This is a genomic window from uncultured Bradyrhizobium sp. (assembly GCF_936943645.1).
Lineage (GTDB): Bacteria > Pseudomonadota > Alphaproteobacteria > Rhizobiales > Xanthobacteraceae > Bradyrhizobium.
This window is the reverse complement of sequence record NZ_CAKZJO010000083.1, coordinates 128,077-154,041: the sequence shown is the minus strand read 5'-3', so window position 1 is coordinate 154,041 and position 25,965 is coordinate 128,077. Positions and strand designations below refer to the sequence as shown.

General features: G+C 64.8%; 34 protein-coding genes. 19 read left to right on the top strand and 15 right to left on the bottom strand.

The features are described 5' to 3' along the window. Window positions 1–232 precede the first annotated feature (232 nt). On the top strand, window positions 233–685 hold the full coding sequence (locus Q0743_RS24085) for a DoxX family membrane protein (protein ID WP_298243964.1): 453 nt from the start codon (window positions 233–235) through the stop codon (window positions 683–685). 314 nt (window positions 686–999) lie between these two features. Here the strand turns inward: Q0743_RS24085 and Q0743_RS24080 are convergent, their stop codons facing one another. The 4 genes from Q0743_RS24080 to Q0743_RS24065 all read right to left on the bottom strand — a co-directional run bounded on the left by Q0743_RS24080 (window position 1,000) and on the right by Q0743_RS24065 (window position 5,092). Further along, window positions 1,000–1,563 (bottom strand): dihydrofolate reductase, encoded by a 564-nt coding sequence (locus Q0743_RS24080; RefSeq protein ID WP_298243963.1) that lies wholly within the window; start codon window positions 1,561–1,563, stop codon window positions 1,000–1,002. A gap of 7 nt (window positions 1,564–1,570) precedes the next feature. Then, window positions 1,571–2,593: a polysaccharide deacetylase family protein gene (locus Q0743_RS24075; RefSeq protein ID WP_298243962.1), complete on the bottom strand. Its 1,023-nt coding sequence runs from the start codon at window positions 2,591–2,593 to the stop codon at window positions 1,571–1,573. Between the two features lie 166 nt (window positions 2,594–2,759). Next, window positions 2,760–3,329 carry a glutathione peroxidase gene (locus Q0743_RS24070; protein ID WP_298243961.1) on the bottom strand — a complete coding sequence of 190 codons (570 nt, stop codon included), beginning with the start codon at window positions 3,327–3,329 and terminating at the stop codon, window positions 2,760–2,762. Window positions 3,330–3,421: 92 nt separating this feature from the next. After that, on the bottom strand, window positions 3,422–5,092 hold the full coding sequence (locus tag Q0743_RS24065; protein WP_298243960.1) for a L,D-transpeptidase family protein: 1,671 nt from the start codon (window positions 5,090–5,092) through the stop codon (window positions 3,422–3,424). Window positions 5,093–5,299: 207 nt separating this feature from the next. Between Q0743_RS24065 and Q0743_RS24060 the strand changes: the two genes are divergently transcribed. Further along, a complete protein-coding gene (locus tag Q0743_RS24060) occupies window positions 5,300–5,848 on the top strand; it encodes a CreA family protein (protein WP_298243959.1) in 549 nt (182 codons plus the stop codon). 12 nt (window positions 5,849–5,860) lie between these two features. Here the strand turns inward: Q0743_RS24060 and Q0743_RS24055 are convergent, their stop codons facing one another. Beyond that, window positions 5,861–6,064 carry a hypothetical protein gene (locus Q0743_RS24055; RefSeq protein ID WP_298243958.1) on the bottom strand — a complete coding sequence of 68 codons (204 nt, stop codon included), beginning with the start codon at window positions 6,062–6,064 and terminating at the stop codon, window positions 5,861–5,863. A 353-nt stretch (window positions 6,065–6,417) separates the two neighbouring features. Between Q0743_RS24055 and Q0743_RS24050 the strand changes: the two genes are divergently transcribed. Then, window positions 6,418–6,645: a hypothetical protein gene (locus tag Q0743_RS24050; protein WP_298243957.1), complete on the top strand. Its 228-nt coding sequence runs from the start codon at window positions 6,418–6,420 to the stop codon at window positions 6,643–6,645. A 33-nt stretch (window positions 6,646–6,678) separates the two neighbouring features. After that, window positions 6,679–7,044 carry a hypothetical protein gene (locus Q0743_RS24045; RefSeq protein ID WP_298243956.1) on the top strand — a complete coding sequence of 122 codons (366 nt, stop codon included), beginning with the start codon at window positions 6,679–6,681 and terminating at the stop codon, window positions 7,042–7,044. Here Q0743_RS24045 and Q0743_RS24040 read toward each other — a convergent pair whose 3' ends face one another. Together Q0743_RS24040 and Q0743_RS24035 are read right to left on the bottom strand one after the other, a co-directional pair. Next, entirely contained in the window at window positions 7,045–7,290 is a 246-nt protein-coding gene (locus Q0743_RS24040; RefSeq protein ID WP_298243955.1) for a DUF6719 family protein, read from the bottom strand. Window positions 7,291–7,357: 67 nt separating this feature from the next. Continuing rightward, window positions 7,358–8,848 (bottom strand): PLP-dependent aminotransferase family protein, encoded by a 1,491-nt coding sequence (locus tag Q0743_RS24035; protein ID WP_298243954.1) that lies wholly within the window; start codon window positions 8,846–8,848, stop codon window positions 7,358–7,360. A 75-nt stretch (window positions 8,849–8,923) separates the two neighbouring features. Here Q0743_RS24035 and Q0743_RS24030 point away from each other — a divergent pair, with 75 nt between their 5' ends. The 5 genes from Q0743_RS24030 (at window position 8,924) to kynU (ending at window position 14,128) form a co-directional block, all read left to right on the top strand. Further along, window positions 8,924–9,649 carry a pyridoxamine 5'-phosphate oxidase family protein gene (locus Q0743_RS24030; RefSeq protein ID WP_298243953.1) on the top strand — a complete coding sequence of 242 codons (726 nt, stop codon included), beginning with the start codon at window positions 8,924–8,926 and terminating at the stop codon, window positions 9,647–9,649. Window positions 9,650–9,702: 53 nt separating this feature from the next. Further along, entirely contained in the window at window positions 9,703–10,980 is a 1,278-nt protein-coding gene (locus tag Q0743_RS24025; protein WP_298243952.1) for an ArgE/DapE family deacylase, read from the top strand. Window positions 10,981–11,231: 251 nt separating this feature from the next. Next, window positions 11,232–12,041 carry an alpha/beta hydrolase gene (locus Q0743_RS24020; protein ID WP_298243951.1) on the top strand — a complete coding sequence of 270 codons (810 nt, stop codon included), beginning with the start codon at window positions 11,232–11,234 and terminating at the stop codon, window positions 12,039–12,041. A gap of 36 nt (window positions 12,042–12,077) precedes the next feature. Then, window positions 12,078–12,917: a tryptophan 2,3-dioxygenase gene (gene kynA, locus Q0743_RS24015; RefSeq protein WP_298243950.1), complete on the top strand. Its 840-nt coding sequence runs from the start codon at window positions 12,078–12,080 to the stop codon at window positions 12,915–12,917. Window positions 12,918–12,925: 8 nt separating this feature from the next. Beyond that, complete coding sequence (gene kynU / locus Q0743_RS24010) at window positions 12,926–14,128, top strand: kynureninase (RefSeq protein ID WP_298243974.1); 1,203 nt, start codon at window positions 12,926–12,928, stop codon at window positions 14,126–14,128. Window positions 14,129–14,290: 162 nt separating this feature from the next. Here the strand turns inward: kynU and Q0743_RS24005 are convergent, their stop codons facing one another. Continuing rightward, window positions 14,291–15,079: a cobalamin-binding protein gene (locus Q0743_RS24005; protein ID WP_298243949.1), complete on the bottom strand. Its 789-nt coding sequence runs from the start codon at window positions 15,077–15,079 to the stop codon at window positions 14,291–14,293. Between the two features lie 118 nt (window positions 15,080–15,197). Here Q0743_RS24005 and Q0743_RS24000 point away from each other — a divergent pair, with 118 nt between their 5' ends. Both Q0743_RS24000 and Q0743_RS23995 read left to right on the top strand, forming a co-directional pair. Next, on the top strand, window positions 15,198–15,596 hold the full coding sequence (locus Q0743_RS24000) for a PaaI family thioesterase (protein WP_298243948.1): 399 nt from the start codon (window positions 15,198–15,200) through the stop codon (window positions 15,594–15,596). A gap of 152 nt (window positions 15,597–15,748) precedes the next feature. Beyond that, window positions 15,749–16,354: a GNAT family N-acetyltransferase gene (locus Q0743_RS23995; protein WP_298243947.1), complete on the top strand. Its 606-nt coding sequence runs from the start codon at window positions 15,749–15,751 to the stop codon at window positions 16,352–16,354. Window positions 16,355–16,435: 81 nt separating this feature from the next. On the opposite strand, the gene Q0743_RS23990 is transcribed toward Q0743_RS23995, so the two are convergent. Together Q0743_RS23990 and Q0743_RS23985 are read right to left on the bottom strand one after the other, a co-directional pair. Then, window positions 16,436–16,741, bottom strand: coding sequence for a hypothetical protein (locus tag Q0743_RS23990; RefSeq protein ID WP_097660796.1), 306 nt, complete (start codon window positions 16,739–16,741; stop codon window positions 16,436–16,438). Between the two features lie 103 nt (window positions 16,742–16,844). Next, window positions 16,845–17,531, bottom strand: coding sequence for a DUF2161 domain-containing phosphodiesterase (locus tag Q0743_RS23985; RefSeq protein WP_298243946.1), 687 nt, complete (start codon window positions 17,529–17,531; stop codon window positions 16,845–16,847). Window positions 17,532–17,656: 125 nt separating this feature from the next. Here Q0743_RS23985 and Q0743_RS23980 point away from each other — a divergent pair, with 125 nt between their 5' ends. Beyond that, entirely contained in the window at window positions 17,657–18,004 is a 348-nt protein-coding gene (locus Q0743_RS23980; protein ID WP_298243945.1) for a GrlR family regulatory protein, read from the top strand. Between the two features lie 4 nt (window positions 18,005–18,008). Here the strand turns inward: Q0743_RS23980 and Q0743_RS23975 are convergent, their stop codons facing one another. The 4 genes from Q0743_RS23975 to Q0743_RS23960 are packed head-to-tail and all read right to left on the bottom strand — an operon-like array spanning window position 18,009 to window position 19,972. Then, entirely contained in the window at window positions 18,009–18,263 is a 255-nt protein-coding gene (locus Q0743_RS23975) for a hypothetical protein (protein WP_298243944.1), read from the bottom strand. Continuing rightward, window positions 18,260–18,457: a hypothetical protein gene (locus tag Q0743_RS23970; protein ID WP_298243943.1), complete on the bottom strand. Its 198-nt coding sequence runs from the start codon at window positions 18,455–18,457 to the stop codon at window positions 18,260–18,262. The genes Q0743_RS23975 and Q0743_RS23970 overlap by 4 nt, the downstream gene beginning before the upstream one ends. Before the next feature lie 52 nt (window positions 18,458–18,509). Next, window positions 18,510–19,190 carry an SDR family oxidoreductase gene (locus Q0743_RS23965; RefSeq protein WP_298243942.1) on the bottom strand — a complete coding sequence of 227 codons (681 nt, stop codon included), beginning with the start codon at window positions 19,188–19,190 and terminating at the stop codon, window positions 18,510–18,512. Window positions 19,191–19,213: 23 nt separating this feature from the next. Further along, window positions 19,214–19,972: a tyrosine-protein phosphatase gene (locus Q0743_RS23960; protein ID WP_298243941.1), complete on the bottom strand. Its 759-nt coding sequence runs from the start codon at window positions 19,970–19,972 to the stop codon at window positions 19,214–19,216. A gap of 71 nt (window positions 19,973–20,043) precedes the next feature. Here Q0743_RS23960 and Q0743_RS23955 point away from each other — a divergent pair, with 71 nt between their 5' ends. Further along, on the top strand, window positions 20,044–20,370 hold the full coding sequence (locus Q0743_RS23955) for an MliC family protein (protein ID WP_298243940.1): 327 nt from the start codon (window positions 20,044–20,046) through the stop codon (window positions 20,368–20,370). 109 nt (window positions 20,371–20,479) lie between these two features. Here Q0743_RS23955 and Q0743_RS23950 read toward each other — a convergent pair whose 3' ends face one another. Next, window positions 20,480–20,683, bottom strand: coding sequence for a DUF2735 domain-containing protein (locus tag Q0743_RS23950; protein ID WP_128925365.1), 204 nt, complete (start codon window positions 20,681–20,683; stop codon window positions 20,480–20,482). A 534-nt stretch (window positions 20,684–21,217) separates the two neighbouring features. Here Q0743_RS23950 and Q0743_RS23945 point away from each other — a divergent pair. From Q0743_RS23945 to Q0743_RS23920, 6 genes are all read left to right on the top strand, one after another. Next, window positions 21,218–22,252 carry a glutamine synthetase beta-grasp domain-containing protein gene (locus tag Q0743_RS23945; RefSeq protein ID WP_097660805.1) on the top strand — a complete coding sequence of 345 codons (1,035 nt, stop codon included), beginning with the start codon at window positions 21,218–21,220 and terminating at the stop codon, window positions 22,250–22,252. 195 nt (window positions 22,253–22,447) lie between these two features. Then, window positions 22,448–23,149 carry a GrlR family regulatory protein gene (locus Q0743_RS23940; protein ID WP_298243939.1) on the top strand — a complete coding sequence of 234 codons (702 nt, stop codon included), beginning with the start codon at window positions 22,448–22,450 and terminating at the stop codon, window positions 23,147–23,149. An 18-nt stretch (window positions 23,150–23,167) separates the two neighbouring features. Beyond that, window positions 23,168–23,851, top strand: a complete 684-nt coding sequence (locus Q0743_RS23935) for a substrate-binding domain-containing protein (RefSeq protein ID WP_298243938.1) — start codon at window positions 23,168–23,170, stop codon at window positions 23,849–23,851. A gap of 32 nt (window positions 23,852–23,883) precedes the next feature. Then, entirely contained in the window at window positions 23,884–24,705 is an 822-nt protein-coding gene (locus Q0743_RS23930) for a tetratricopeptide repeat protein (RefSeq protein WP_298243973.1), read from the top strand. A gap of 71 nt (window positions 24,706–24,776) precedes the next feature. Continuing rightward, window positions 24,777–24,926, top strand: coding sequence for a hypothetical protein (locus Q0743_RS23925; protein WP_298243937.1), 150 nt, complete (start codon window positions 24,777–24,779; stop codon window positions 24,924–24,926). A 287-nt stretch (window positions 24,927–25,213) separates the two neighbouring features. Then, a complete protein-coding gene (locus Q0743_RS23920; RefSeq protein WP_298243936.1) occupies window positions 25,214–25,918 on the top strand; it encodes a hypothetical protein in 705 nt (234 codons plus the stop codon). The last annotated feature ends 47 nt before the right edge of the window (window positions 25,919–25,965 follow it).

Genomic DNA, 25,965 nt, shown 5'->3' with positions numbered 1-25,965 from the left:
AGACGGGTGAGGGTCTTTCTCCGCGAGTCCTAATCTTGTTTGAGTGCGGGGATAGATACCCCTCATCCGGCGCTTCGCGCCACCTTCTCCCACAAGGGGAGAAGGGGTCACCGTCTGCGTCGCTTCCTTTGAATTACTTTCAGTTTGCCATTTCCCCGTTTGTAAACCGCAGCCCGACTCTTCATAATCCGCCGGCGCGTTCCCTGCTTAGCGTTTTGCCAAGAGGCCGATCATGCCAGCGTTCGTGACTTTCGGGCGGATCCTGTTCGCCGTGCTGTTCATCTACACGGGCGCGACCAAGCTCTTTGCCATCCAGGCGACGGCCGATTTCATCGCCACCAAGGTCGTGGTGCCCGACGTCATCGCGCCCTACGCCAAGCAGATCGAGACGGCCACTGCCATGACCACGCCGCAACTGCTGGCGATCGCGGTCGGCGGGCTCGAGATCATCGCAGGCCTGATGATCGCGCTGAATTTCGGCGCACGGTTCTTCGCGCTGTTGATGATCATCTACGTCGCGGTCGCGACGGTGCTGTTCGACGACTTCTGGAACCAGACGCCGCCCGAGAACGCGAAGATGGTGGTCGACGCGCTGAAGAACCTTTCGATCATCGGCGCATTGTTCATGCTGATGGGATACGGCCGCACCACGCGCCCGGCCGAGGCGGCTTACGGGGACGTGTAGTCGCTTGTGCTGCACGTTGCGCGGAGCAGGGCAGCCTTGGCTTCGTAAGATTTCGCCAGTGTGACGAGTTGCTCGATCAAGTGTTCTTCGACCGTGGTGGCGGAGAGTTGGCGGCAGTGCCGGGCCTGGCCCAGCAGCCGCGCGCGCTCCTGATGGGGATGGTCGGGAAGAAGGATGTGGGGCATGTGGCGTGCCTATCGCATGTGAAGTCCCGGCACGGCGATGATCGAATGACTCGCGGCGGGGCACATTGATGCGGCTCAACCGCCGCTGACCAATCCCCCGCTACTTTGCATGGGGTTGTTTTAGACTTTTCACATCTTGCCGCTTGCCCGTCGCCACGGGGTCACGGTCACCCTATGCGCGGCGTCGAGCAGGTAGGGCGCGCCGGCTTTCATCCCGTGCGACGCCAGCACGTCGTGCGGCGTTCGCTCGGGCACCTCGACAAAGCAGCCTTCGCCGCCGGGCAGGCGCACATGCGGCGCTTCCGACAGCCAGAACGTGTCGTAGCGATTCATGAAGATCTCGAACACGGCGGGGCCGCCGATGATGGCGACCATGCCGGAGGCGACGTCGGCAAAGGCGCAGGCCTGCTCGAAGCTTGCATGTTCCGGATTCCACAGCGTCGCGTTCGGCATCTCCGGATCGACGGTGAGCGCCTCGATCTTGCGGGTCAGGATCAGCCGCTTGCGCTTCGGCGAGTTCGTCTGCTGCTCGTGCGAATTGCGACCGTGCACGATCAGCGCGGCGCGATCGAGCGCCTGCTCGAAGAACAGCTTGTCGCCGTCGAATTTCAGGCTGTCGGGCATGACATGGCCGGCGTCGGCAAGCATGCCGTCCGCCGAGACGATGACGTAGCCTTCAAACCGGAAAGACAATGGCCGGCTATTCGTTGACCGTCGTGACGACGCTGTTGACGGGGCGTTGGCTCACCGTCGGCAGCTTGACGTCCTTGAGCAGCTCCTGGTCATATTCAGGCAGCGTCGATGCCGGGAATTTGGCGCGCATCGCCACCACTTTGTAGCCGCCTGCCTTGAGGCGCTTGAGCAGTTCGGGCAGCGCCTCCGCCGTGTGCTTCTGGAAGTCGTGCATCAGGATGATGCCCTTGCCCTTGCTGTCGAGCTTCTTCATGACGGTTTCGACCACCTTCTCGGGCTTGGAGGCCTTGAAGTCGAAGGAGTCGATGTCGCAGGAGAAGATCGCGGTGTTGCGGTTGCCGAGATAGGTGACCATCTCCGGCGGATGCTGGAGCGCGGGGAAGCGGAAGAACGGCGAGGGCGAGATGCCGCCGAGCGCCCATTTCACCGCGGACAGGCCCTTCTCGATCTCTTCCTTGCGCTGAGCTTCCGTCAGCTTCTTGTTGTTGAGGTTGGCGTGCGACCAGGTGTGGGTGCCCACGGTGTGGCCGGCCGCATAGACCTGCTTCAGGATCTCCGGCTCGTAGGTCGCGTGCTTGCCGATCGAGAAGAAGATGCCGGTGGTGCATTCATCGGCAAGCGCCTTCAGCACCGCGGGCGTGTTCTTCGGCCAGGGGCCGTCGTCGAAGGTCAGCACGACCTCCTTGTCGCGCAGGAAGTCGAGCTCCTTGAAATGCTCGAAGCCGAAGCCGGGACCGCCCGTGGTGTCGATCTCGACGGTGCGGGCAACGCCGAGCGCGCCGGGCGTGTTGCAGGCCGCGCGCGCCGGCTGTGGCGCCTGTTGCGGCGGGGGCGGATTGACGAAGCCTGCGGGCGCGGCGGCTGCCGCGGGCGGGGCTGCAGGTGCTGCAGCCGGCGTTACTGCGGCCGGCGTTGCCGCCGGTGCGGCTTGCGTCGCGGCTGCGGGCTTCGCCGGGGTCTGCGACCATGCTGCGCCGGTCATCGCAACCGACATCGCGCTTGCCAAAATCAGTCCTGCCGCCACACGCATGGTGATGTCCTCGAGATTGATCCCGTTGTTCCGCCGTGGCTTTTCGCCTCCGGCCGAACCGTCCTGCCCCAAACGATCCTAGCCTAGATGGTGGGCCATCGCCATTGCAACGGCTGTTTGGCACCTCGCCACAATTGTGCCCAGCCCGATAGGGCGCATGTGAGCGTCAACTGTCGGCCAGCGCCCTGGCAATGGCCGTCTTGATTCGCGTGTCGGCCGGCTCGACCGCGGATGGAAAGACCTCGGCGATATAGCCGTCGCGGCCGATCAGGTATTTGTGGAAGTTCCAGCGCGGAACTTCCCGCGGTCGCGCCTCGGCGGCCCATTTGTAGAAGGGGTGCGCCTTGGCGCCGACCACGACCGCCTTGGCCGTGATCGGAAAGGTAACACCATATTGGTGGTGCGCCGTCTGCGTGATCTCGCTGGTGCCGCCGGGCTCCTGGCCGCCAAAATCATTCGAGGGCACGCCGATCACGGTGAGCCCGCGTTCGCGAAACTCGTTCCAGAGCTCCTGCAGGCCGGCATATTGCGGCGTGTAGCCACAGAGCGAGGCGGTGTTGACCACCAGGAGCGGCTTGCCAGCGAACGCGGCCAGACGGATGTCGTCGCCGGACAAGGCGGCGAAGGAGAACGCATAGGCCGGGATCCGGCTCATGCCGCCCTCGGCGAAAGCACGCGTTGCCGGCGCCAGCGTGCCGGCCAGCATCGCGGTGAGCATCGTTCTGCGATTCATCATGACGGCGTCCCCCGAAATGATCCGGGGGGCATATTACTCCGCGGCCGCGCGGCGCCTCGTCAACACCGCGTTATCCGGCGCCGGTCAGGCGGCTAGTAAAGGCGGACGATGAAGTCGGTGCCTTCGCCGGTCTCGCCCTGGTTGATGCCCTGGTCGGAGATGATGATGGAGCCGCCCGACGTCAGCATCTCGTTGATCTTCGCCATGGTGTCGGCGGGAATCGAGATGCGGTCGAGGGCTGCCGCCGGGCTGTCCGGCGTGACCACGGGCTTGGCAACAACGGGCTTGGCGGCCACGGGGATCACGGCAGCGCCACCCTTGCGGCGCGTGAGGCGGCTGTCGTCCTCGCGTGCGGCGGAACGGGCGGAGACGGGCAGCGACACCACCGACCAACGCAACGCATTGGAGTCGGTCTTGTCGAGCTCGGCCGTGAAGATATGCGTGCCGAGCGGCCGGTCGCTCGTGGCGATCGTGACCGGGACCTCGAACAGCGGCGCAAAGTTCTGCCGCACGTAGAGCTTGGAATCCTTGCGGCTGATGAAGACGGCGATCTGGCCGGCCCGCTTGGGTGCTTCCGGCTTCGCGGCGGGCGCAGGCTCAGCCAGGCGGCTCTCGTCCTTCTTCGCCTCCGGCGTGGCGGCGATTGCCGGTGCATCCGGCTTCTTCGCGGCGTCGGCCGCTTCAGTCTTTGCGGCTTCGGGCTTTGCAGTCTCGGGCTTGGCAGCTTCAGCCTTCCCAGCTTCAGTCTTCCCAGCTTCAGCCTTGGCAGGCTCGGACTGCGCCGGTTCGGACTTGGCGGCTTCAGTCTTGATGGCTTCCACCTTGTCGGCGGGCTTCTCGGCTTGGGCCGGAGTGGCCGTGCCGGCGGCCTCGGCAGTCTTTGTCGCATTGTCGGCGGGCGTAGCCGCTTCTTCGTGGGCCGCCGCATTGCCCGTGGTCACATCCGACATCACGGTATGTCCGACGGACGTGCGCAGCTCGAGCACGCTGTCGGCGCTGGCGGTCTTCGTTTCGATCGGCCTGGCTTCGGCGGCCTTGGTGTCCGCGGTGCCCTTGTCGGCCTTGTCGCCGACATTGCTCTGCGGCTCGAGGCTGGCGGTGGGCTGCGGCGGCATGCGCATTGACGCGAGCAGGGGATGCGCGAAGCTGTGCGGCGACATCTCGCCGGGCGCGACGATGACGCGCGCACCCATCTTGGTCCAATTCCACATCTTCATCGCGAACGACATCGGCATGCGGATGCAGCCGTGCGAGGCCGGATAGCCCGGCAGCACGCCGGCATGCATGGCGACGCCGGACCAGGTGATCCGCTGCATATACGGCATCGGCGCGCCGCTATAGATGTTGGAGTGGTGGAATTTGTGCTTCTGGATGACGCTGAACACACCCATCGGCGTCGAATGGCCCTTCATGCCCGTCGACACCGGCGATTCCGCGAACACGCCGTTGCTGTCGTAGACGGTGACTTTCTGCCGTTCGATCGAGACGACGATGACCAGCGGCCCCTGGGGCTTGGTGCCGGCTTCCTTCTCGGCGACAATTGCTTTCTTGCCGGTCGCGCTGCGCTTCTGCGGCTTCTGGCGCGGTATCTCGGGACGCCGGTCCTGCCGGGCGTAGTAGGATCCGTCGGAATAATCCGTCCAATAATAGAATGCTGCGTCTGCCTGGCTGGTCGCGCCGATCGCACCCGCCGCCGTCAAAATGGCGACCTGCCAAAGCCGCGCCGGCTTGGCAGAAAAACCCGACCCGTTCACGCTGTTCATCCTCGAATCCATAATCCAAATCAGACGTTAGTCTCGCAAAGGGGATACGCGTTCACCAGCTCAGTGGTTCTGCCGTGAGCTACTTTTGTTCAAGGCGTAACAAAAAAGCCTCACGGAGCGGTAAACGGCGGCCGCGTTCGTGCGCCGTCGTCTTCCTGAGCGGCTGTCGCGTCCCTACATTGCAGAGACTTGTTACCGGAGAACTTCATGTCATCTCGTTTCCTCGGTCTTTCCGGCATCCGCTTGAAAGGCTTTGCTTTCTTCCTCTTGGCTCTGGCCTTGCCGACGGCGTCCGCTCAGGCTGCCGACGAGCCCGATCTGATCTTCCGCCGCTCCACCGTGTTCAAATGGATGAGCCCGAACGACAAGCTCGCGACCTACGGTCTGGACGATCCCGAAGTCGAGGGCGTCGCCTGTCATTTCACGGTGCCGGAGAAGGGCGGGTTCAAGGGCTGGCTGGGCCTCGCCGAGGAGGTCTCGGACATCTCGCTGGCCTGCCGCCAAGTCGGGCCGATCAAGTTCAAGAACAAGATGGAGCAGGGCGACGACATGTTCCGCCGGCGCCGCTCGCTGTTCTTCAAGAAGATGCAGATCGTGCGCGGCTGCGACACCAAGCGCAACGTGCTGGTCTACATGGTCTATTCGGACAGGATTATCGAGGGGTCGCCTAAGAACTCGACTTCGACCGTGCCGATCATGCCGTGGGGACCTGCAGACGCGAACGTCCAGAAGTGCGGTGAATTCTTCACACAGTGACCCGCTTGCGCGTCACTCGATGACGACAGCGCGGCGGGCCTGCGGTCTGACAAGATGCGAGCCGGTCAGCCGCACGAATGCCTGTGGCGCGGCCTCGAAGCCGCGACCGGACTGCAGCGACATCGCGCCGGCCGAGGCGACGTGGCTCGGTCGTTGAACTCTGCGGTCCGTCCGTTGGTCCGTCTCGCGCGGCGTTGCGCGATCCTGCGTCGTCATGGCCATCCCTCAACTGACTGCGTCCGGTGATTCCGGCGTCTCGGATTCGATGGCTTGGGTCGCAGCCGCAGCGCCCCCGGTTCGACCGGACCCAGCCTTCGTTCGTCACTCTCTTCAGCAGAAAATCGTAAAATGCGTGTGAAGCACGCAAGGCGGGACCGTGACGGCGGCGGCATGCGATGCGGTAGCGCCGCCGAACCGGAACCTGACAGGCCACTTCGGGCGCCGGCGAGACGGGCTTGAAATGATTGGCAGTTTTCGAGAATTGTGTCGTCGGCCTCGATGCGACGAAACAATTCTCACGCAAGATGAAACCATTTTGCGCTTTTGGCGCATCACGCGCGAAACCGCCCATGGTTATCAGCTTCACAACGACGACGGCGGTGCCGCCGGCCACGGAATTCGGAGACAAGACCATGCGCGCGCTCAGCTTCATCCTTGCTTTCGGCTTCGTGATCGTCGGCTCCTCGTTCGCGGGTGCGCCGGACGGCAATCTTCCCGGCGTCGGCACCTTCCAGTACAGCGGTTCGCCGATCACCACCGCGTCGTCGCAGCCGATCGTGGTTGCCACGCGCTTCTGATCGACAACAAGAAATCAGCCGATAAAGGCCGTCATGTTCGTCCGATTGTGCGCCGCTGTGTTCGTAACCCTTCTGACGATCAATGCCGCCGAGGCGCAGGTGCGCGCGCCCTCGCGGTTACCCGATCCCCGCAGCGAGTTCGTGCGTCAGTGCGCACCGCGGATGATTGGACGGTGGGAACATCCCGAGGAAGTTTGCGGCTGCCTGCACGACCACGCTGCAGCCGCGGTCGAGGATCGCGACCTGCGCGAGGCGCTGTTGCGCGGCATCAGCGAGACCGGTGTGCCCACGATCGAGACCGACTGGGTGCCGGCGTCCAAGCAAAGCGAGATCGGTCCGACCTTCACCAAGATCGCCAAGCCGACCCTGCAGTGCATGTTCGACCCGGCGAAGCAGTAGTTATTTCGTCTTCGGACCGTAGCGCGGCACGCAAGTGGCGGTGCGCACGACGCCCTTGTCGGACATTCGCGCCCCACGCACTTCCTTGACCTGTCCGGCGGGACAGGTTCCGTCATCGACCTGAACGCGCTGCCCCAGCTTGAGGTCGACGATGTCTTGCTCGCGTCCGACCGTGGCGGCATGCGCCGTCGCGGCAAGTGCGGTGGAGATCAGGAGCGCGAGGCTGGTCGTGCGGCGTAGCGGCATGGTGAGAGGTCTCGGCGATGATGCCGCAATGTAGGCATCGGCTCGCGATTCTCATAGTGAACGTTCGTTAAGCGCTGCGCGCCGGCTTGTTCCTCATGCGCAAGGCTGCGCGCGATTCACGCGCCAGATGTTCCGCGGAGGCGACGAGTAGTGGAACCGCATGCCCGGAAAATCCCAGCACGAAGCCGGGCAGAGGCCGCGCGCGCGAATAAGTGTCGGCCAGGAGCCAGCCTTCTGCGCCGGCCGTCTGCTTGGCCCGCGCGGCCACCGACAGGTCGACCGAGGGATCGAATCGGGCAACGAGATGCAGGCCTTGTGACGGCACCGGCACCGAAAGCGCGCCGTCGGATGCGGTCTCCAGCGTTTCGGCCAGCACGTCGCGAGCCTCGCGATAGAGCTTTCGCACCCGCTTGAGATTGGCGGCGAACGCGCCCGAATTGAGCATGTCGGCCACCGCGCCTTCCATCAGCGTGCCGGGGAAGCGGTCGAGCGCCGCGCGCGCAGCCGTCACGTCAGCGATCAGGCGCTCGGGCAGGGCGCAATAGCCGATGCGCAGGCCCGGAAACAGCGTCTTGGCGAATGTGCCGAGATAGATCACGCGCTGCAGACGGTCGATGCCGGCGAGCGACATCAGCGGTGCGCCGTCATAGCGAAACTCGCTGTCGTAATCGTCCTCCAGCACGAAGGCGCCGGCCTGCCTGGCCCAGTCCAAGAGCTCGAGCCGCCGCGGCATCGACATCTGCACGCCCAGCGGAAACTGGTGCGATGGCGTAACATAGGCCGCGCGTGCGTTGGGACCTGCAGTTCGTCCCTTGGCGACCCGCATGCCGTGCTCGTCGACAGGAACGGGCACGGCGCGATAGCCGCAATGCGCGATGGCTTTTCGCGCGGTCGGATAGCCGGGATCTTCGCACCAGACCTGGTCGCCCGCTTTGAGGATCGCGCTCAGTACGATGCGCAGCGCGTGCAGTGTGCCTGACGTAATCACGATCTGATCGGGATCACAGCGCAGCCCGCGCGCCGACAACAGATGATCGGCGATCGCCGCGCGCAGCTCGCGGCTGCCGCGCGGATCGGCATAGTGCAGATGTTCGGACCCGAAGGCGCGCATGCGCCGGCCGACGAAGGCGCGAAAACGCTGCACGGCGCGTTCGTCGATATGGGTGCAGCCGAGCGCGAATGCGCCTTGTCTCGGTGCATCGACCACCACCTTCGGCTTGCCCGGCGCGGCCGCGCGCGCCGGGATCCGCGCGGCGACGAAAGTGCCGGAGCCGACTCTGGCCTCGGCAAAGCCGTCGGCGATCAGGCGTTCATAGGCGATCACGACGGCGTTGCGCCGGAAGCCCGTCTGCTTCGCCAGTGTGCGCGACGGCGGCAACGGCTCGCCGGGCTTGACGAGGCCGGAGACGATCATCTCGCACAGCGCCTGATAGAGCCGGTGCGCGGCGGAGGCGCCTGCGGTGACGTGCGGGCCGGTGAGGTCGAGCGGCAGCTCGGTCCTTGTCGGCAAGGGCGTCTCGGCCGATGAGGGCAGGGAATTGGTCGGAATTTTTTGCATGGAATTGGAACTATCGCAGACCAAATGCGAAGCTACAACTGCTCCAGATCTTTTCCAATCCGATCAGGAGCAGCCGTGAGCCAGGCCGAGACCACCAATTCCTACCCGACCTCCGCGCGCAACCAGGTGAAGCGACGGCATGACCGCGGCTTCTACGATCACGAGACGGTGCATCGCATCCTGGATTCCTCGATGCTCTGCCACGTCTCCTACGTGATCGACGGCCAGCCCTATTGCACGCCCACCTTCTTCTGGCGCGAGGGCACCAAGCTGTACTGGCACGGCTCGAGCGCCAGCCGCATGCTGCGCAACCAGACCAAGGGCGAGCGCGTGTGTCTCACGGTCGCGCATCTCGACAGCCTCGTGCTGGCGCGCTGCGGCTTCAACCATTCCGCCGACTATCGCGCGGTCATGGCGTTCGGCACCGCCTATCTCGTCACGGACCCCGAGGAGAAGGATCGCGCGGTGATCGCGATGGTCGACCGCTTCTTTCCGGATCGTACCGCGAGCCTTCGGGCCAGTAACACGCAGGAGATCAAGGCGACCTCCTTCATCGCGATGGAGATCGAGGAGGCCTCGGCCAAGGTCCGCGCCAAGGGTGTGGCCGACGACGATGAGGACTACGAATTGCCGATCTACGCCGAGCGTATCCCGGTGCGCTCGGTGCTCGGCGCGCCGGAGCCCTGTCCGCGCCTGCTCGATGGGGTGAGCCGCCCTGCGACGCTGAATGGCTATTCCGAAGGCCGGCTGCTCGAAGATGCATTGCGGGATGCATATTTTGTGGAGTACCCGAACGGCTGAAATCGGCTAGCTTGCGCGCTCCTTGGGACCATTGGAATGCCTGGAGTTGCCTGATGAATGCCGAAACGCAGCAGAGGATTCTCGACGCCGTCGATGCCGGCTTCGAGGCCCAGCTTGCCACCACCCGCGATTTCGTCGCGATCCCTTCGACCCGCGGGGCGGAGGGACCCTGCCAGGACATGATCGGCGACCTCCTGCGTGCACGCGGCTATGAGGTCGACGACTGGCACATCAAGGTCGACGACCTCAAGGAACTGCGCGGCTTCGGCCCGATCGAGCATGATTTCTCCAAGGCGCGTTCGGTGGTGGGCACCTACCGTCCCACGACCGAAGCCGGCAAATCGTTGATCCTGCAGGGCCACTGCGACGTCGTGCCCGCCGGTCCCCTCGAATTGTGGGAGACGCCGCCGTTCTCGCCCGTCATCAAGGACGGCAAGATGTTCGGCCGTGGCGCCTGCGACATGAAGTCGGGCACCATCGGCGCGCTCTATGCGCTGGACGCGATCAAGGCCGCGGGGCTCAAGCCGACGGCGCGCATCCACTTCCAGTCCGTGATCGAGGAGGAGAGCACCGGCGTCGGCGCGCTCTCGACGCTGCAGCGCGGCTATCGCGCGGATGCCTGCTTCATTCCGGAGCCGACCGGCGGCAAGATGGTGCGCTCGCAGGTCGGCGTGATCTGGTTTCGCCTGCGTGTGAAGGGGCATCCGACCCACGTGGCGTTCGCCGGCTCCGGCGCCAATGCGATCATGGCGGCCTATCACCTGATCCAGGCGCTGCAAAAGCTGGAGATCGAGTGGAACGAGCGCGCCAAGGCCGACAAGCACTTCAAGACCCTGAACCATCCCATCAACTTCAATCCCGGCATCATCAAGGGCGGCGACTGGGCCTCCAGCGTGCCGGCCTGGTGCGATGTCGATTGCCGGATCGCGGTGCTGCCGGGCTGGTCGATCGCCGATCACCAGAAGGAGATCATGGCCTGCGTCGCGGCCGCCGCGCGCAACCATCGCTTCCTCGCCAACAATCCGCCTGAGATCGAATGGTCGGGCTTCTTGTCCGAGGGCTATGAGCTGACCGACGCCGCCGCACCGGAAGCCGCGTTCGCCAAGGCATTCGGCAAGGTCTATGGCGGCATGCCTGAGGACCTCGTCTTCACCGCGCTCACCGACACCCGTTTCTACGGCCTCAACGAGGGCATTCCGAGCCTGTGCTTCGGCGCCAGCGGCGGCGAGATGCACGGCTTCAACGAATATGTCGATCTGGACTCGCTGAAGAAGACCACCAAGGCGATGGCGCTGTTCATCGCGGAATGGTGCGGGGTGGAGAAGGCGTAGCGTTGCCTCGGGCCGCAGCTCTCGTAGGGTGGGCAAAGGCGCACCCGCGCCGTGCCCACGAGTTGTCTCGAACATGACAAAATCGTGGGCACGCTCCGCTTTGCCCACCCTACGGCACCGTGTTTGAGGCGCTTGCTTGCGCAATCCACCAGCCCTCCGAAATCCTTTAAGCTTAAAAGAAAGACTAGGATGCCGGGCGTCCCGGTGGCAGACTGGCGTCCGGTTGCTGGACGAGTCCCCCGGGAGTGACGATGCGCGATTGGGATGATGCTTACGCCAATTCGGCCCATATCCCGGGCTCGGACAAGATGCCGGGGCTGTGGGCAGAGCGGGCTGCGGCTTACCGGGCCGCGCTGAAGGATCTCCGCGCCGACATCGCCTATGGCCCGGGTGAGCGTCAGCGTTTCGACCTGATCCTGCCCGACGGCGACAGCAAGGGCCTCGTCGTCTTTGTGCACGGCGGTTACTGGATGCGCTTCGACAAGTCGACCTGGTCCGATCTCGCCGAAGGCGCGCGCCACCATGGCTGGACCGTGGCGCTGCCGAGCTACACGCTGACGCCGGCTGCGCGCATCTGCGACATCACCGCCGAGATCGCCGCGGCGATCGCCAAGGCGGCTTCGCTCGTCGCAGGACCGATCCGGCTTGCCGGCCATTCCGCCGGCGGTCACCTCGTCACGCGCATGCTGTGCGACGACAGCCGGCTGGAGCCCGCTGTCTTCAACCGCATCGCCGGCACGCTCTCGATCAGCGGCCTGCACGATCTGCGTCCGCTGCTCAAGACGAAGATGAACGACACGCTGCGCATGACCATGGAGGAGGCGACGCTTGAAAGCGCTGCGCTGCATCTGCCGCGAGGACATTCGCCCGTGACCGCCTGGGTCGGCGGCGGCGAGCGGCCGGAGTTTATCCGCCAGTCCGACCTGATGGCCAATCTCTGGACCGGTTTCGACGTGCCGACACGCCTTGTCGTCGAGCCCGGGCTGAACCATTTCACCGTCATCGACGGGCTGAAGGATCCGTCGTCCCACATCACCGCGCGCCTGATCGGCCTCGACTGAGCAAAGCCGGGAAAGATCGATCGAGAGGGCCTGTTCATGTCGTCCAGCGATTACGATCCCACGAGCGAAGGCGCCGAGACCGATTTCGCCCGGCGTATGTCCTATGGCGACTATCTGGCGCTGGATGCAATCCTTGGCGCTCAGCACCCGCTCTCGGAAGCGCATGACGAGATGCTGTTCATCATCCAGCATCAGACCACCGAGCTGTGGATGCGCCTTGCCATTCACGAGCTCAGCGCTGCGCGCCGCTCAATTGCCAGGGACGAGGTGCAGCCTGCAATGAAGATGCTGGCGCGGATGTCGCGCATCTTCGAGCAGCTCAACAACGCCTGGGACGTGCTGCGCACGATGACGCCGAGCGAGTACACGCGCTTCCGCTCGCAGCTCGGGCAGTCCTCGGGCTTCCAGTCGCGGCAATATCGGTTGATCGAATTCCTGCTCGGCAATCGCAACCAGGCCATGCTGAAGCCGCACGCGCACGATGCGGAGACGACGAAGCTGCTGGAAGCCGAGCTTGCGACGCCGAGCCTCTATGATGAGGTGCTGCGTCTTGCCGATCGCAATGGGCTGAAGATGCCCGCGTCCGTGCTGGCGCGTGACGTGCGCGAGACTCACAGCTTCAACGAAGGCGTGCTGCAGGCCTGGCGTGTCGTCTACGAGGCCCCGGAGACGCACTGGATGCTCTACGAGCTCGCCGAGAAGCTGGTCGACTTCGAGGACTACTTCCGTCGCTGGCGCTTCAACCACGTCACCACGGTCGAGCGCGTCATCGGCTTCAAGCGCGGCACCGGCGGCACCGGTGGGGTCAGCTATCTCAAGCGCATGCTCGAGGTCGAGCTGTTCCCCGAGCTCTGGCGCGTGCGAACGATTTTGTAAGAATGACCATGACCAGATATCGCGTCTATGACGACACCAAAGCCCTGTTTCACCTGCCTGACGGCGTGATCTATCTCGACGGCAACTCGCTCGGCGCGCTGCCTCGCGGCGTTGCCGAGCGGGTCAACCGCGTCATCACGACTGAGTGGGGCAATGAGCTGATCCGCGCCTGGAATACCGCCGGCTGGTACGTCCAGCCGCGCCAGCTCGGCGATCGGATCGCGCGGCTCATCGGTGCGGAAGCCGGCTCGGTGATGGTCGGAGACACGCTGTCGCTCAAGGTCTATCAGGCGCTCGCCGCCGCGCTCGACATGAATACATCCCGAAAGGTCGTCCTGTCGGACACCGGCAACTTTCCGACCGACCTCTATATGGCCGAAGGCCTGATTGCGACGCTCGGGCGCGGCCATCAATTGCGTCTGGTCGCGCCGGAGGACATCGAGGCCTCGTTGTCGGAAGAGATCGCGGTACTCTACCTCACCGAGGTCGACTATCGCACCGGCCGGCGCCATGACATGGCGGCTCTGACCGCGAAGGCGCATGCGCTCGGCATCGTCACCGTCTGGGATCTCGCGCATTCGGCCGGCGCGCTGCCGGTCGATCTTGCCGGGTGCGGCGCGGACTTCGCGGCGGGCTGCACCTACAAATATCTCAACGCGGGTCCGGGCGCGCCGGCCTTCCTCTACGTCGCCCCGCGCCACGCCGACAGCGCGCGCGCTGCGCTGTCGGGCTGGATGGGTCACGCCAAGCCGTTTGCGTTCGAGCTGGCCTATGCCGCCGCCGGCGGCGTCGAGCGCATGCGCGTCGGCACACCTCCGGTGCTCGCGATGGCGGCGCTGGAGGCTTCGCTCGACATCTGGGACCGCGTCGATATCGCGGAGGTTCGTGCGCGCTCGCTGGCGCTCGGTGATCTCCTGATCGCCGAGGTCGAACGCCGTTGCCCGTCCTTGAAGCTTGTCACCCCGCGTGCGCACGACCAGCGCGGCTCGCAGGTCTCGTTCGCCTTCGACGGCGGTTATGCCGCCATGCAAGCACTGATTGCCCGCGGCCTGATCGGCGATTTTCGTGCGCCCGACATCATGAGGTTCGGGATTACCCCGCTGTACATTGGCGAGAACGACATCGTGCGGGCGGCGGAGTTCATCGAGGAGGTGATCGCCGGCGATGTATGGCGGCAGCCGGAATATCAGGTCGTGAACGCCGTGACGTGAGGACGGTCTCGTGCCCCGGACGCGGCGCAGCGCTTCTTGGCGGTGCGCTGCAGAGCCGGGGCCCACGCCGCATCGTGCTCTGTTGCGAGATGGGTCCCGGCTCGGCGCCGCAACGTTGACGCGTTGCAGCGCGTCCGGGACACGATAGCGGTGGCGGCCTCGCTATTCGCGCTCGCCCCACAGCGCCGCGACGATCGCATCGAGCCCATCCGTCAGCGCCGCCGGCCCCGGCTGCAGGATGATCGGTGACTTGATTTCGACGATGCGGTTGTCGCGCACGGCGGGAATTTCGCCCCATCCATCGCGCGCGCAGATGCGAGCCGGGACGACCTTCTTGCCGCACCACGAGGCGAGGATGATGTCGGGCGCGGCCTCGCGCACCGCCTCTGCCGAGACGATGCGATCCCTAGCCGCCTGCTGATGTCGCAGGTCCGCAAAGACATCCGTGCCGCCGGCGATCTCGATCAGCTCGGACACCCAGCCGATGCCGGAGATCAAGGGATCGTCCCATTCCTCGAAATAGACGCTTGGCGGCGGCGAGGGGCGGGGCGCTACGGCAATCGCCGCCAGGCGCTGTTCCAGGCCTTGCGCGAGGCCCTCCGCGCGGTCCGTGGCGCCGACCAGCGCGCCGAGCGTGCGGATCATCGCAAGGATCCCCGCGATGTCGCGCTGGTTGAAAACGTGGACGTCGACGCCGGCGCGCACGAGGTCGGCGACGATGTTGGCCTGAAGGTCGGAAAAGGCCAGCACCAGATCGGGTTCCAGCGCTAGGACCTTCGGAATGTCAGCCGAGACGAAGGCCGAGACCCGCGGCTTCTCGCGACGTACCTGCGGCGGACGAACCGCGTAGCCGGAGACGCCGACGATCCGGTCCTGCTCGCCGAGCAGGTACAGTGTCTCGACGGTCTCCTCGGTCAGGCAAACGATGCGGCGGGGCGGGAAGTGGCGCATGGACCGAGCCTATGCACAATGTGCGCGCCGATGTCAGCCTGGCGATTACCTCGGACGTCATTGCCTTGCCGCACGAAGCAATTCACGTTGAGGCAACAAGGAATTGGGAGGAGATCTGATGACGCCGCTCGAGAAACTTAAAGCGATGAAGATGCCGTTCGCCGAGCTCAAGGGCGTCGAGTTCATCGAGGCCGGGAAGGAGCGCGTGGTGGCGCGGATGACGGTTCGGCCCGACCTCTGCACGCTGCATCACACCATCCATGGCGGGGCGGTGATGGCGCTCGCGGATTCCGTTGGGGCCGCGGCGACGGTCATCAATCTGCCCGAGGATGCCAAGGGCACGACCACGCTGGAGAGCAAGACCAATTTCATCGGCGGGGCCAAGGAGGGAACCACGGTGATCGCCACCGCAACCCCGGTCCATCGGGGCCGGCGGACCCAGGTCTGGACCACCCGGCTGGAAACCGAGGATGGCAAGCTGGTTGCCGTGGTCACCCAGACCCAGCTGGTCCTGTAAGACTACGGAGCTTTGATTTTATTAACGAATTGGTCGTTTCCCATGCCTTTAAGTTGGGCAGGTCCTCGTCTTGCAAAAGATGTTGCGATGCACAATATAGGGGGCCTAGGGATTCGAACGCCTCCTCGAGGGACACCAAGAGGAGTTTTGACGTGGTACTTGAAGAGACCGTCCGCACTGCCCCTGGCTATGTGCGGACCCTGATCCAGCAGGAAGAATTGCCGCTTCTGCGCGATCATCTGCTGAGGCTCGATGCCGAAAGCCGGCACGACCGTTTCAATGGCTTTCTCGACGACAGCTTCATCGAGCGCTACGCCGCCCGCTGCGCCGAGGACGGCACCGTAATCGTCGCCTATATCGTCGATGGCGTGGTCCGCGGTGCGGCCGAGCTGCATCCGGCGGAAGATGATGCCTTGCCTGAAGTTGCCTTCAGTGTGGAAGCCTCCGCACGACGCCAGGGTGTCGGCACCGTGCTATTCCGCCGCCTGATCGCGGAGGCGCGCTGGAAGGGCTACAAGAGCCTGCGCATCACCACCGGCGCCGAAAACCACGCGATGCGGGCGCTCGCCAGGAAGTTCGGAGCGCATCTGGCTTTCCGTCACGGCGAATCGACCGGGACGATCGATCTTGCCAAGACACCCGAAGCCGAGCTCGCCGATCTCGCGGCTTCGCCCTTCACGGCCGGGCGCGCACTGCTCAGCTTCAACTCGACGTGCTGGAAGATCATCTCCAGCATGTATGGCAATCGCGCCGCCTGATCTGAGATCAGCGGGCTGAATCAAAAAGCGGACCGGCATGGCCGGTCCGCTTTCGTATTTCTCGGGATCGAAGCGAGCGTGCTAAGTGCCGGTGCGCTTGTCGTTGCCGAAACGGCGGACGACGCGGCGTTCGACCACGACAGAGCGCTGCGCGCCCTGTTCGCCGGCGATCACGCGCGTGGCGGTGATGCGGCTGTTGGTGCGCGCCTGCTTCTTCACTTCGGCCTGCACGACATCGAGCGGCATCCCCATCAAGGCTGCGGCGATCTCGGCCTGCTGCGCCTGATCATCGGTGATGCCGATGGCGGCGAAGATCGCCTCGTCCAGGGTCGGCGGATCGTGGCGGACGCGCCGCGTGCCGTACTTGGTATTCCAGTCTGCGCTCATGGGGGCCTCGTTTCGATTCTGGATACCTAGTGCCGCCTATGTTGCATTGCAATATGAATTTGGTGTGGCATCTCAGCTATTCACCGGTTGCATCGATCAACCCTCAGGGCGGAGACGGAGCACCTGCTTCCACCTCGGTCCGCTGCTGTGGCCAGCGCTTCAGAGCCGCGTGTCCGGCCTCCGTAAGCCCGTAGATTCCCCGATCCGCCCGTTCGAACCAGCCATACACATTGTTAAGCAAGATCTTGCCGGCATCGGGACAGCGCTCGCGCAAGTCCCGCACGCGCTGCGGCCCGTCGGCGAGGGCCGAGGCGCAGGCCAGCGCCTGCTGCCGATAGGCCGTCATGATCGGCGCGCGGGTGCTGCCGCCGAGCACGGGATCGCCCTGGCGACGCTGGTGCTCGGTGACGAGGCGGGAGCGCAGCTTCGGCTCGCGGCGCGGCGCCGCCGTCGGCGGCTTCACGAGGACCTCGACCTGGCCGCGGTCGGTGACCCCCAGCATTCCGAAGCCGAGCCGGCGGCAGAGGTTGCGATAGCGCGCATCGCTCTCGCGTCCCTTGCCCCGGATCGACATCTTCGCCGCGATCCAGACCTCGTCGGCTGCCGACGCGCGATCGACCGCCTGCAGGATCAGCTCGAGATTGAAAGCGAGCTTGAGCTCGCCGATCACCACGACCGGCGGATCGCCGGCGCTGAGGCCCACGAGATCGCAGCCGCCGATCTCGCCCTTGACCGTGAAGCCGAGCTCTTCGAGGAAGCGTTTGACGGGCAGGTAGAGCGTGGTTTCCACGGGGCGTCCGATCGGAGAATCAGTTGCGGCAGTCTAGCCCGGATCGTATCTCGGCCTCTGTGCCATTTGCCGGGAAGGGAGCGGTACGGCTATCCTGCAGCCGGGCAGGCGGGCGCTTTGCGAACATGACGATCAGGAACGGGCTCTATCACATCCGCATCGAGATGCTGGATGCCGTGCAGGGTGGCAACCAAGGCGTCATGGTCCTGCGCGACGGCACCATGCGCGGCGGCGATTCATTCTTCTTTGCCTACGGGACCTACACCTCGGCCGACGGCAAGTGGAAGGGCGAGCTGACCAACGAGGAGCATTCGCCCTCGTTCGACGAGCGCCCGGTATGGGGCCGCAAGATCGTGACCATCGGCTTCAGCGGCACCTACGACGAGGAGACCGCTTACGGCGAAGGCATCGCGCTCGCCGGCAAGCAGAGCATCCGCTTCAAGGGCAATCTGCGGCTGCTGGTGCCGGATTGACGCTTCAGCTCACGAGGCGGTCGTAATCTGCATGGGAGCCGATCCAGAACCAGACGTAGGTATCATCAGACTCGACGGCGAGGGCGCGATAGCGAAGTCCAACCCTTGCGGACCAAAATCGTCCGATCCGTTTGAACTGGAGCGAGGGGTGAGTGGGGTCGCTTTTCAGCAACTGGAAATTGGCATCAGCCAACTCCCGGACCTTGAGGGGCAAAGCCGCATAGGCCTTCCAGAATCTGGGCGACGCAGCGTGCTTCACAAGTCGCGAATTTGGCCAGCACGATAAGCGCTCAGCGCCTCCTCGGCAAAGGCGTCGAGCTTGCCCGCTTTGGCACCTTGCTCCAGGGCCTGATCGAAGCGTTCGGCGTCGAACTGCTCGAACCATGCACGAAATCGTGCCAATTCGTCAGGCGTAAGTCGCTGGATTGCTTGCTCGATATCTTCTGTCGTCATGGATCGAATATAGCAATGCAGCCCGCTTTGGAAAAGGTTCGCGACAGGCGGACTAAACCCGTCCGCCCACCGGGATCAGCGCGCCGGTGACGCCGCTGGCGGCATCGCTGGCGAGGAACAGGATCACTTCCGCAAGCTCCTGCGGCGTGACCCATTTGGAAAAATCCGCCTTCGGCATGTCGGCGCGATTGGCCTTGGTGTCGATGATCGACGGCAGCACCGCGTTCACCGTCACCTTGCCTTTCCACTCGTTGGCCAGCGCCTCGGTGAGCCGATGCACGCCCGCTTTCGACGCCGCATAAGGCGCCATGCCGGATCCGGCCTGGAGCGCGCCCATGGCGCCGATATTGACGATGCGGCCGGCCTTGGACGCGGCGAGATGCGGCAGCGCTGCGCGCGAGGTGTTGAGCGCGGTCATGACGTTCAGCGCATGCATGCGGTGCCAGGTCTTGATGTCGCCGTCGCCGACCGTCTCGAACGCGAAGCCGCCGGCGATGTTGATCAGCGCCTCGAGCTTGCCGAAATGACTTGCCGCCGCTTCGATCGCGGTCTTGGCCTGCGCTGCGTCGGACAGATCGACGCCGCCGATCTCGATGCGCTCGGGCGTCGCCGGCAGTTGCGAGGGTGCGTGGTCGATGCCGGCGACGCGTGCGCCGCGCGACTGCGCGATTTCGGCAACCACTCTGCCAAGCGCGCCGAGCGCACCGGTGATGACCAGGACCTTGCCTTGCATTGTCGATCTCCCGGCGCTGCGGCCTATGATTCCAGATAGCGCGCCTTCAGCGCGGCGCGCTCGGTCGCGCCGAGCTTGAGCCCGTCACGAAGATAAGTTTCGACATCGCCATACTCACGGCCAACGGCCTCGAACGCCGCGGCAAGATACGAGGCCTCGACGCTGCCGATGGCGTTGCGAACGTCCTCTGGCAGGTCGATGGCTGCCGTTGCATCGCGCCTGTAGTGCTGGTTGGTCAAGAGATAGTCCTCGACGATGACGTCATCGGGCACGCCGAGGGCATGCAGGATCAGCGCGCTGGCAAAGCCGGTGCGGTCCTTGCCCGCGGTGCAGTGGATCACCAGCGGTGCGCGGTCTTCCAGCAGGTGGCCGAACAGGTTGCGAAAGCTGTGCGTGTTGTGGCGGACATAGTTGCGGTAGGACTCCCGCATCAATTCTAGCGCCACCGGCGCGGTCAGCGTGCCCCTGGCAAGCTCGGTGCGGAGCGCAGCGACGACCGTCGGCTCGATCGGCAGCGAGTGCACCGTGATCTCGTTCACGACGCAGACGCCGGCCGCACGCTCCTCCAGTCCGCGGAAATCGAACGCGCTCCTGACCCCGAGCGCGCGCACGATCGCCACATCATCGGCGGTGAGCTGCCCGAGATGGTTGGAGCGGAAGATATGCCGCCAGCGCGTGGTGCGGCCATCGGAGGCCTTGTAGCCGCCGAGATCGCGAAAATTGCTGGCGCCTTGCAAGGCGAGGTGGCGGGCAGGGGAGGCCTTGAGGGAGGAGTCTTGCATGGGATCAGCTTGGGTTATGGTTCCAGCGGGCGCACGGCGGGCGTCCTTGAGATCTATTACAGGGGGCGATCATGGATCGGTACAAGGCCATTGTTTTGGCGATCACCATGCTGTCGGGCGGAATTCTCGGTGTGACGCAGGCCGATGCGCAGACCTTCCGGACCTATCGCTGCGCCGATGGTACGCAGTTCATCGTCGGATTTTATGACGCCGACAAGCGGGCCTTTCTCCAGATCGACGGCGAGGCGGTCACGCTGGCGAAGCGGCTGTCGGTCTCGGGCACGCGCTATTCGGGGGCCGGGGTCACGCTGAGAATTCCCAAAACGGGGCCTACCACGGTGAAGCACCTGAGGCGGCCGGTTACGGCCTGCGCGGTGATGGAAAGGCCCGGGATCTAGCCGGGCGGCGCTTGCAATCAAAAAGGGTCGAAACACCGTTGTTTCGACCCTTTTTCAACTGCCGCCATGCGCTTGCGCGAGCGCGGCGGTATCAAACCAAGCCCAGGCATCAGCGATCCCATTTCGGCTTGGCCTCGTCGACCGCGTCCTGGTGATACCAGCTCTCGCTGCAGATCGAGACGTTCGCGGGAAGCGAGGCGTGATCGGCAGGAAGGCGGGTCTCGCCGTAGCGGCGTCCGGCAAGAGCTGCGCGGCCCCCGACCGGGAATTGATAGATCGTTGCCGATCCATGACTCAGACCATTGTTCATCATTGCGATTCTCCTTGGTCGAAGCGCCTTGGCCTCCATGGTGCGCCCGACTCGTTCGATTGTGGTTACCGGAATCCCCATATCGGCCGCGGCTCCCGAATTGGAAAGTGCTGAAAAGGAGATCAGTTGCCGCCCAATTTATGGGCAGTCGAAGGTATGCATCCCCTAAGGCACGCTTTCGGTGACCAACGCTTGGGCCATTCCAAAGGTTGCTGTGGCGGGGTGGGAGACTTTGCGAATATTGCCAACGGTTGATGCGCGTTTCATCGGCAACCTCCGGCGCTGCGCTGCCTGCTTCAGAAACGGGCGATTTCCCCGGGGTTTTTGCGCTGCAGCTTCACGCAAAGGTGCGCGGCTATGACGCAGACCAGCGGGGCGGATTCTTCGCGGCGGAAGGCCCCCGGTCAGCGGTGGAAAACCCTCCGCACTGCGGCCTTTTGGCACGCAAAATGCTTGTAGAGGGCCGGCCGATGATGGCCGGGTACAAACGTGCGGGGCTCTCAACCCCACCTTTCGCATCATCTACAGAGAGGCTCAATGACCAAGTATAAGCTCGAGTACATCTGGCTCGACGGATATACGCCGACTCCGAACTTGCGCGGCAAAACTCAGATCAAGGAATTCGCGTCGTTCCCGACGCTCGAGCAGCTTCCGCTCTGGGGCTTCGATGGCTCCTCCACCCAGCAGGCCGAAGGCCACAGCTCAGATTGCGTGCTGAAGCCGGTCGCCGTGTTCCCGGACGGCGCGCGCACCAACGGCGTGCTCGTGATGTGCGAAGTCATGATGCCCGATGGCAAGACCCCGCATCCGTCGAACAAGCGCGCCACCATCCTCGACGACGCCGGCGCCTGGTTCGGCTTCGAGCAGGAGTACTTCTTCTACAAGGACGGCCGTCCGCTCGGCTTCCCCGAATACGGCTATCCCGCGCCGCAGGGCCCGTACTACACCGGCGTCGGCTACAAGTTCGTCGGCGATGTCGCCCGCAAGATCGTCGAAGAGCATCTCGACCTCTGCCTCGCGGCCGGCATCAACCACGAAGGCATCAACGCGGAAGTCGCGAAAGGCCAGTGGGAATTCCAGATCTTCGGCAAGGGCTCCAAGAAGGCCGCTGACGAAATGTGGATGGCTCGCTACCTGATGCTGCGCCTGACCGAGAAGTACGGCATCGACATCGAGTTCCACTGCAAGCCGCTCGGCGACACCGACTGGAACGGCTCGGGCATGCACGCCAACTTCTCCACCGAGTACATGCGTACGGTTGGTGGCAAGGAGTATTTCGAGGCGTTGATGGCCGCCTTCGACAAGAACCTGATGGACCACATCGCCGTCTACGGCCCGGACAACGACAAGCGTCTGACCGGCAAGCACGAGACCGCGCCGTGGAACAAGTTCAGCTATGGCGTGGCCGACCGCGGCGCCTCGATCCGCGTTCCGCACTCCTTCGTCAACAACGGCTACAAGGGCTATCTGGAAGACCGCCGTCCGAACTCGCAAGGCGACCCATACCAGATCGCTTCGCAGATCCTGAAGACGATCGCGTCCGTGCCGGCTGACAAGAAGGCCGCGGCCTAAGATCCTCCCGGCCCGGGCTGGGGGGCTGGCCCGGGTTGGCTCACAATCCGCCGGAGCTGCAAGGCTCCGGCGGATTTTCATTTGGATCTCGGTCATCCCTGTGGCCCACAGGCCTTACTCTCGCGAAACTTGTCTACCGCCAGGGAAAGCGGGATAGAGTGGACCGGGATGCGCGCGAGGGCCGGGACACGGCTGGTGTTTGAAGGCTTCTACAAAACGAGATTTCAGCTCGGCCACGCGGTCGGCCGGAGCGTGATGCATGTGGCGAACGGCAAGCTGCTGGGTGGCAATTCAGCCTTCGCCCATATCGGCACCTATGAACGGACTGAAGCCGGCGTCGACATCGTCATCAAGACGGTCCGCCACAACCCCGACCCGAACTACCGCGCCATGGCCGGCACCGATGATGCGACCCTGATCGCCAAGGGCTGGGCCGACGGCGATCTCTATCGCTTGACGGGCGAGTTGAAGGAGCTGCCGGGCGTGCCGTTCCAGTCGCTCATGACGCCGATCACCGAAGACGAGGTGCCGGTCGCCGCCGGCGTCGGCGAAGCCGGCATCACCGACGGCCTCTACTCGATTCATCTGCGCATGCTCGACGGTCTCGACGGCGGCCTCACCGGCGTGATGCTGCTCAACGGAGGGCGCATCCTCGGCGGCGATGCCGCGTTCTATTATCTCGGCAGCTACACGGCCGCGAACGGCCGCTGGAAGGGCCAGATCCTCAACCAGGAGCATACGCCGGCCAAGGACGATCCGATCTTCGGCGGCCACGAGGTCGGCATCGGCTTCTCGGGCAGCTATGACGCGGAAGAGGCGGTGCTGGAGGCGACCGCGCTTGCCGGCAAGCGCTCCTTGCGCCTCACCGCCGCGCTCAAGCTGATGCATCGCGCCTGAACGCGACGGGAAAGGCTCATGGAAACAGTTCGCATGCTTTCGACGCTCGGCCTGATGGGCGCGATGCGCAGCCTGGCTTCGGCCTTCGAGGCCGAAACGGGCATCCATATCGACGCCGATTTCGCGCCGACCCTGGCGCTGCTCAAGCGCTTGCGCGCCGGCGAGGCTGCCGACCTCGTCATCCTCACGCGCGAGGGGCTGGATGAGATGATCGGCGAGGGCCGCGTACTCGCCGATGGCGCGGCCGATCTGGCGCGATCCTATGTCGGCATCGCCGTGCTAGCAGGGCAGGTGTATCGCGACATCAGCAGCGAAGCGGCGCTGCGCAAGACGCTGCTCGCGGCGCGGTCCGTGGCCTATTCGCGGCTGGGCGCGAGCGGTGTCTATTTCGCCGAGCTGATCGTCCGGATGGGAATCGCCGCGGAGATCAATGCCAGGGCGACCGTCGTCGAGCAGGGCTTCACCGCCGAACGGCTCGTGACGGGCGAAGCTGACCTTGCCGTGCAGCAGCTCAGCGAACTGAAGCAGGTCGGCGGCATCGAGGTGGTCGGTCCGATCCCGCACGAGTTGCAGACGCCGGCGGTGTTCTCGGCCGGCTGTATCGCAGGCGCAAAACATGCCGACGCCGCGGAGCGGCTGTTGCGTTACCTGGCATCGCCGGAGGTCGCACCCGCCTTGCGCCAATCGGGACTGGAGCCCTAGATTTGCCTGAGCGGGAATGCAACGTCGTGTCCATGCGGATTTGTCTCCTGACCATCCTGCTCGCGCTCGCCGCGCCCTCGGGCGCGCTCGCGCAATCGGCCGACCTCGTTCTGTGCGACCGCGTGGCAGCCGATCCCAGCGATCCCGACAAGCCGGCCGACGTGAGGGGCGTCAGCGAGATCGCATCCGCCGATGTCGCGACTGCGATCAAGTTCTGCAGGCAGGCCGCGCCGTCCTCGCGGCGCGCGATGTTCGCGCTCGGCCGTGCCTATGCGGCCAACCGGCAGACGAGCGAGGCGATCGCCGCCTGGCGCAAGGCGGCCGACAAGGGATCGAGCGCGGCCATGGTCGAGCTCGGTGTCGCCTATGGCACCGGCTCCGGTGTCGCCAGGGACGAAACGCAGGCGCGAAAGCTGTTCGAGAAGGCGGCGCAATCAGGCAATCCCCGCGGCGTCAGCAATCTCGCCGCGCTCGGCGGCGCGGGCGGCGCCGCGCCGGCCGATCCCGTGCAGGCGCGCGCGCTGCTCGGCAAGGCGGCCGAGACCAACCCTGAAGCGCAGTATCAGCTCGGCCTGATGCTCTCCGAAGGCACGGGGGGCGCGAAGGATGACGTCGCGGCGCGTGCGCTATTCGAGAAGGCAGCCGCACAAAACCATTCCGGCGCGCTGGAACGGATGGGGGCCTTCGCGCAGGAAGGGCGCGGCGGGCCGAAGGACAAGGACGCCGCGAAAGCCTATTACGAGCGTGCCGCCGCGCTCGGCGACGAGGACGCCAAGAAGGCGCTGGAACGGCTGCGCTGCCCCTATGCGATCAAGGACAAGCGTGGCAAGCTCGTCACCACGCTGTGCTTCTGATCGGAGCCGGGACCAGACGGAACCCGGCGCGCGCCTGCGCGGTTGATGCCGGGTCACAACGGAGCGCAATCATGATCCGTAAACTGGCGTCGGGCGAATACCGCCTCTATTCGCGCAAGGTGAACCCCAAGACCGGCAAGCGGCGCAACCTCGGGACCTTCAAGAGCCGTGCGGCCGCTGAGAAGCACGAGCGCGAGGTGCAGTATTTCAAGCGTGATTGACCCGCTGAGCAAGGCCGTGTGAGACCGGCCAGGCAAAAAGTGCGAAAACAACCCCATGCACAGTAGCCAAGTGCTTGAAATCGCTTGATCGCCGAAATCGCCCGTCGGCCGAAACGGCGCGTCGCGATTTGCCGGGAATGCCTTGTCTCGTCGGGCAAAACAGGGACATGATGCACTCATCGCCGCGGAGATACGCAACGGGCCTGCGCGCAAAAGCCGGGTGGCCGCGCTGCTGCGGCAATGCTAGTTAGCCGGCGGTTCTTTTTCGAATTTGCGGGCTGATTGCGTTGCTGGACGGGCTCTACAAGGTTGAATACGGCGTCAACGATGCGTTCGGGCGCAGCATCATGTGTCTGCATGACGGCAAGATGCTGGGTGGCAATTCGGGCTTTGCGCACCTTGGCACCTACGCCGAGCAGGGCGGCGAGATCGTCGCCGAGGTCATCACCGAGCGGCACAACCTCGATCCCAACTACAAGCCGCTGATGGGCGCGGACGTCGCCTCGATCGGCGCACGCGGCCGGCTGGTCGGCAACGAGATCCGTCTCGAGGGCGGTGCGGACACAATGCCCGGTGCCCATTTCTGGGCCAATCTCACGCGGCTCGACGACGGGGCGCTGCCGCCGCGCGGCACGATCGGGCAGGGCGGCATCGCCAATGGGCTCTACGGCATGAGCCTGCGCGCGCTCGACGGCGTCGATGCCGGCCTCTCCGGCGTGATGCTCTTGATCGACGGACGCATCCTCGGCGGTGACGCGTTCTTCTATTATCTCGGCTCCTATTCCTCGGCCGACGGCCGCTGGAAGGGCGAGATGCTGAACCAGGAGCACACCCCGGCGAAGGGCGAGAACCCCGTGTTCGGCGGCTTCGAGGTCGGGATCGGATTCTCCGGGACCTGCACGGAAGACAGCGGCGAGCTCGAAGGCATCGCGCTGGCGGGGAAGCGGAGCTTGCGGCTGGCGGCATCGCTGAAGCTGATGCGACGGGCGTAGGCAGCCGATAATTTCGTCGCCTTTGCTCTTCTGTCAGAAGGCGACGT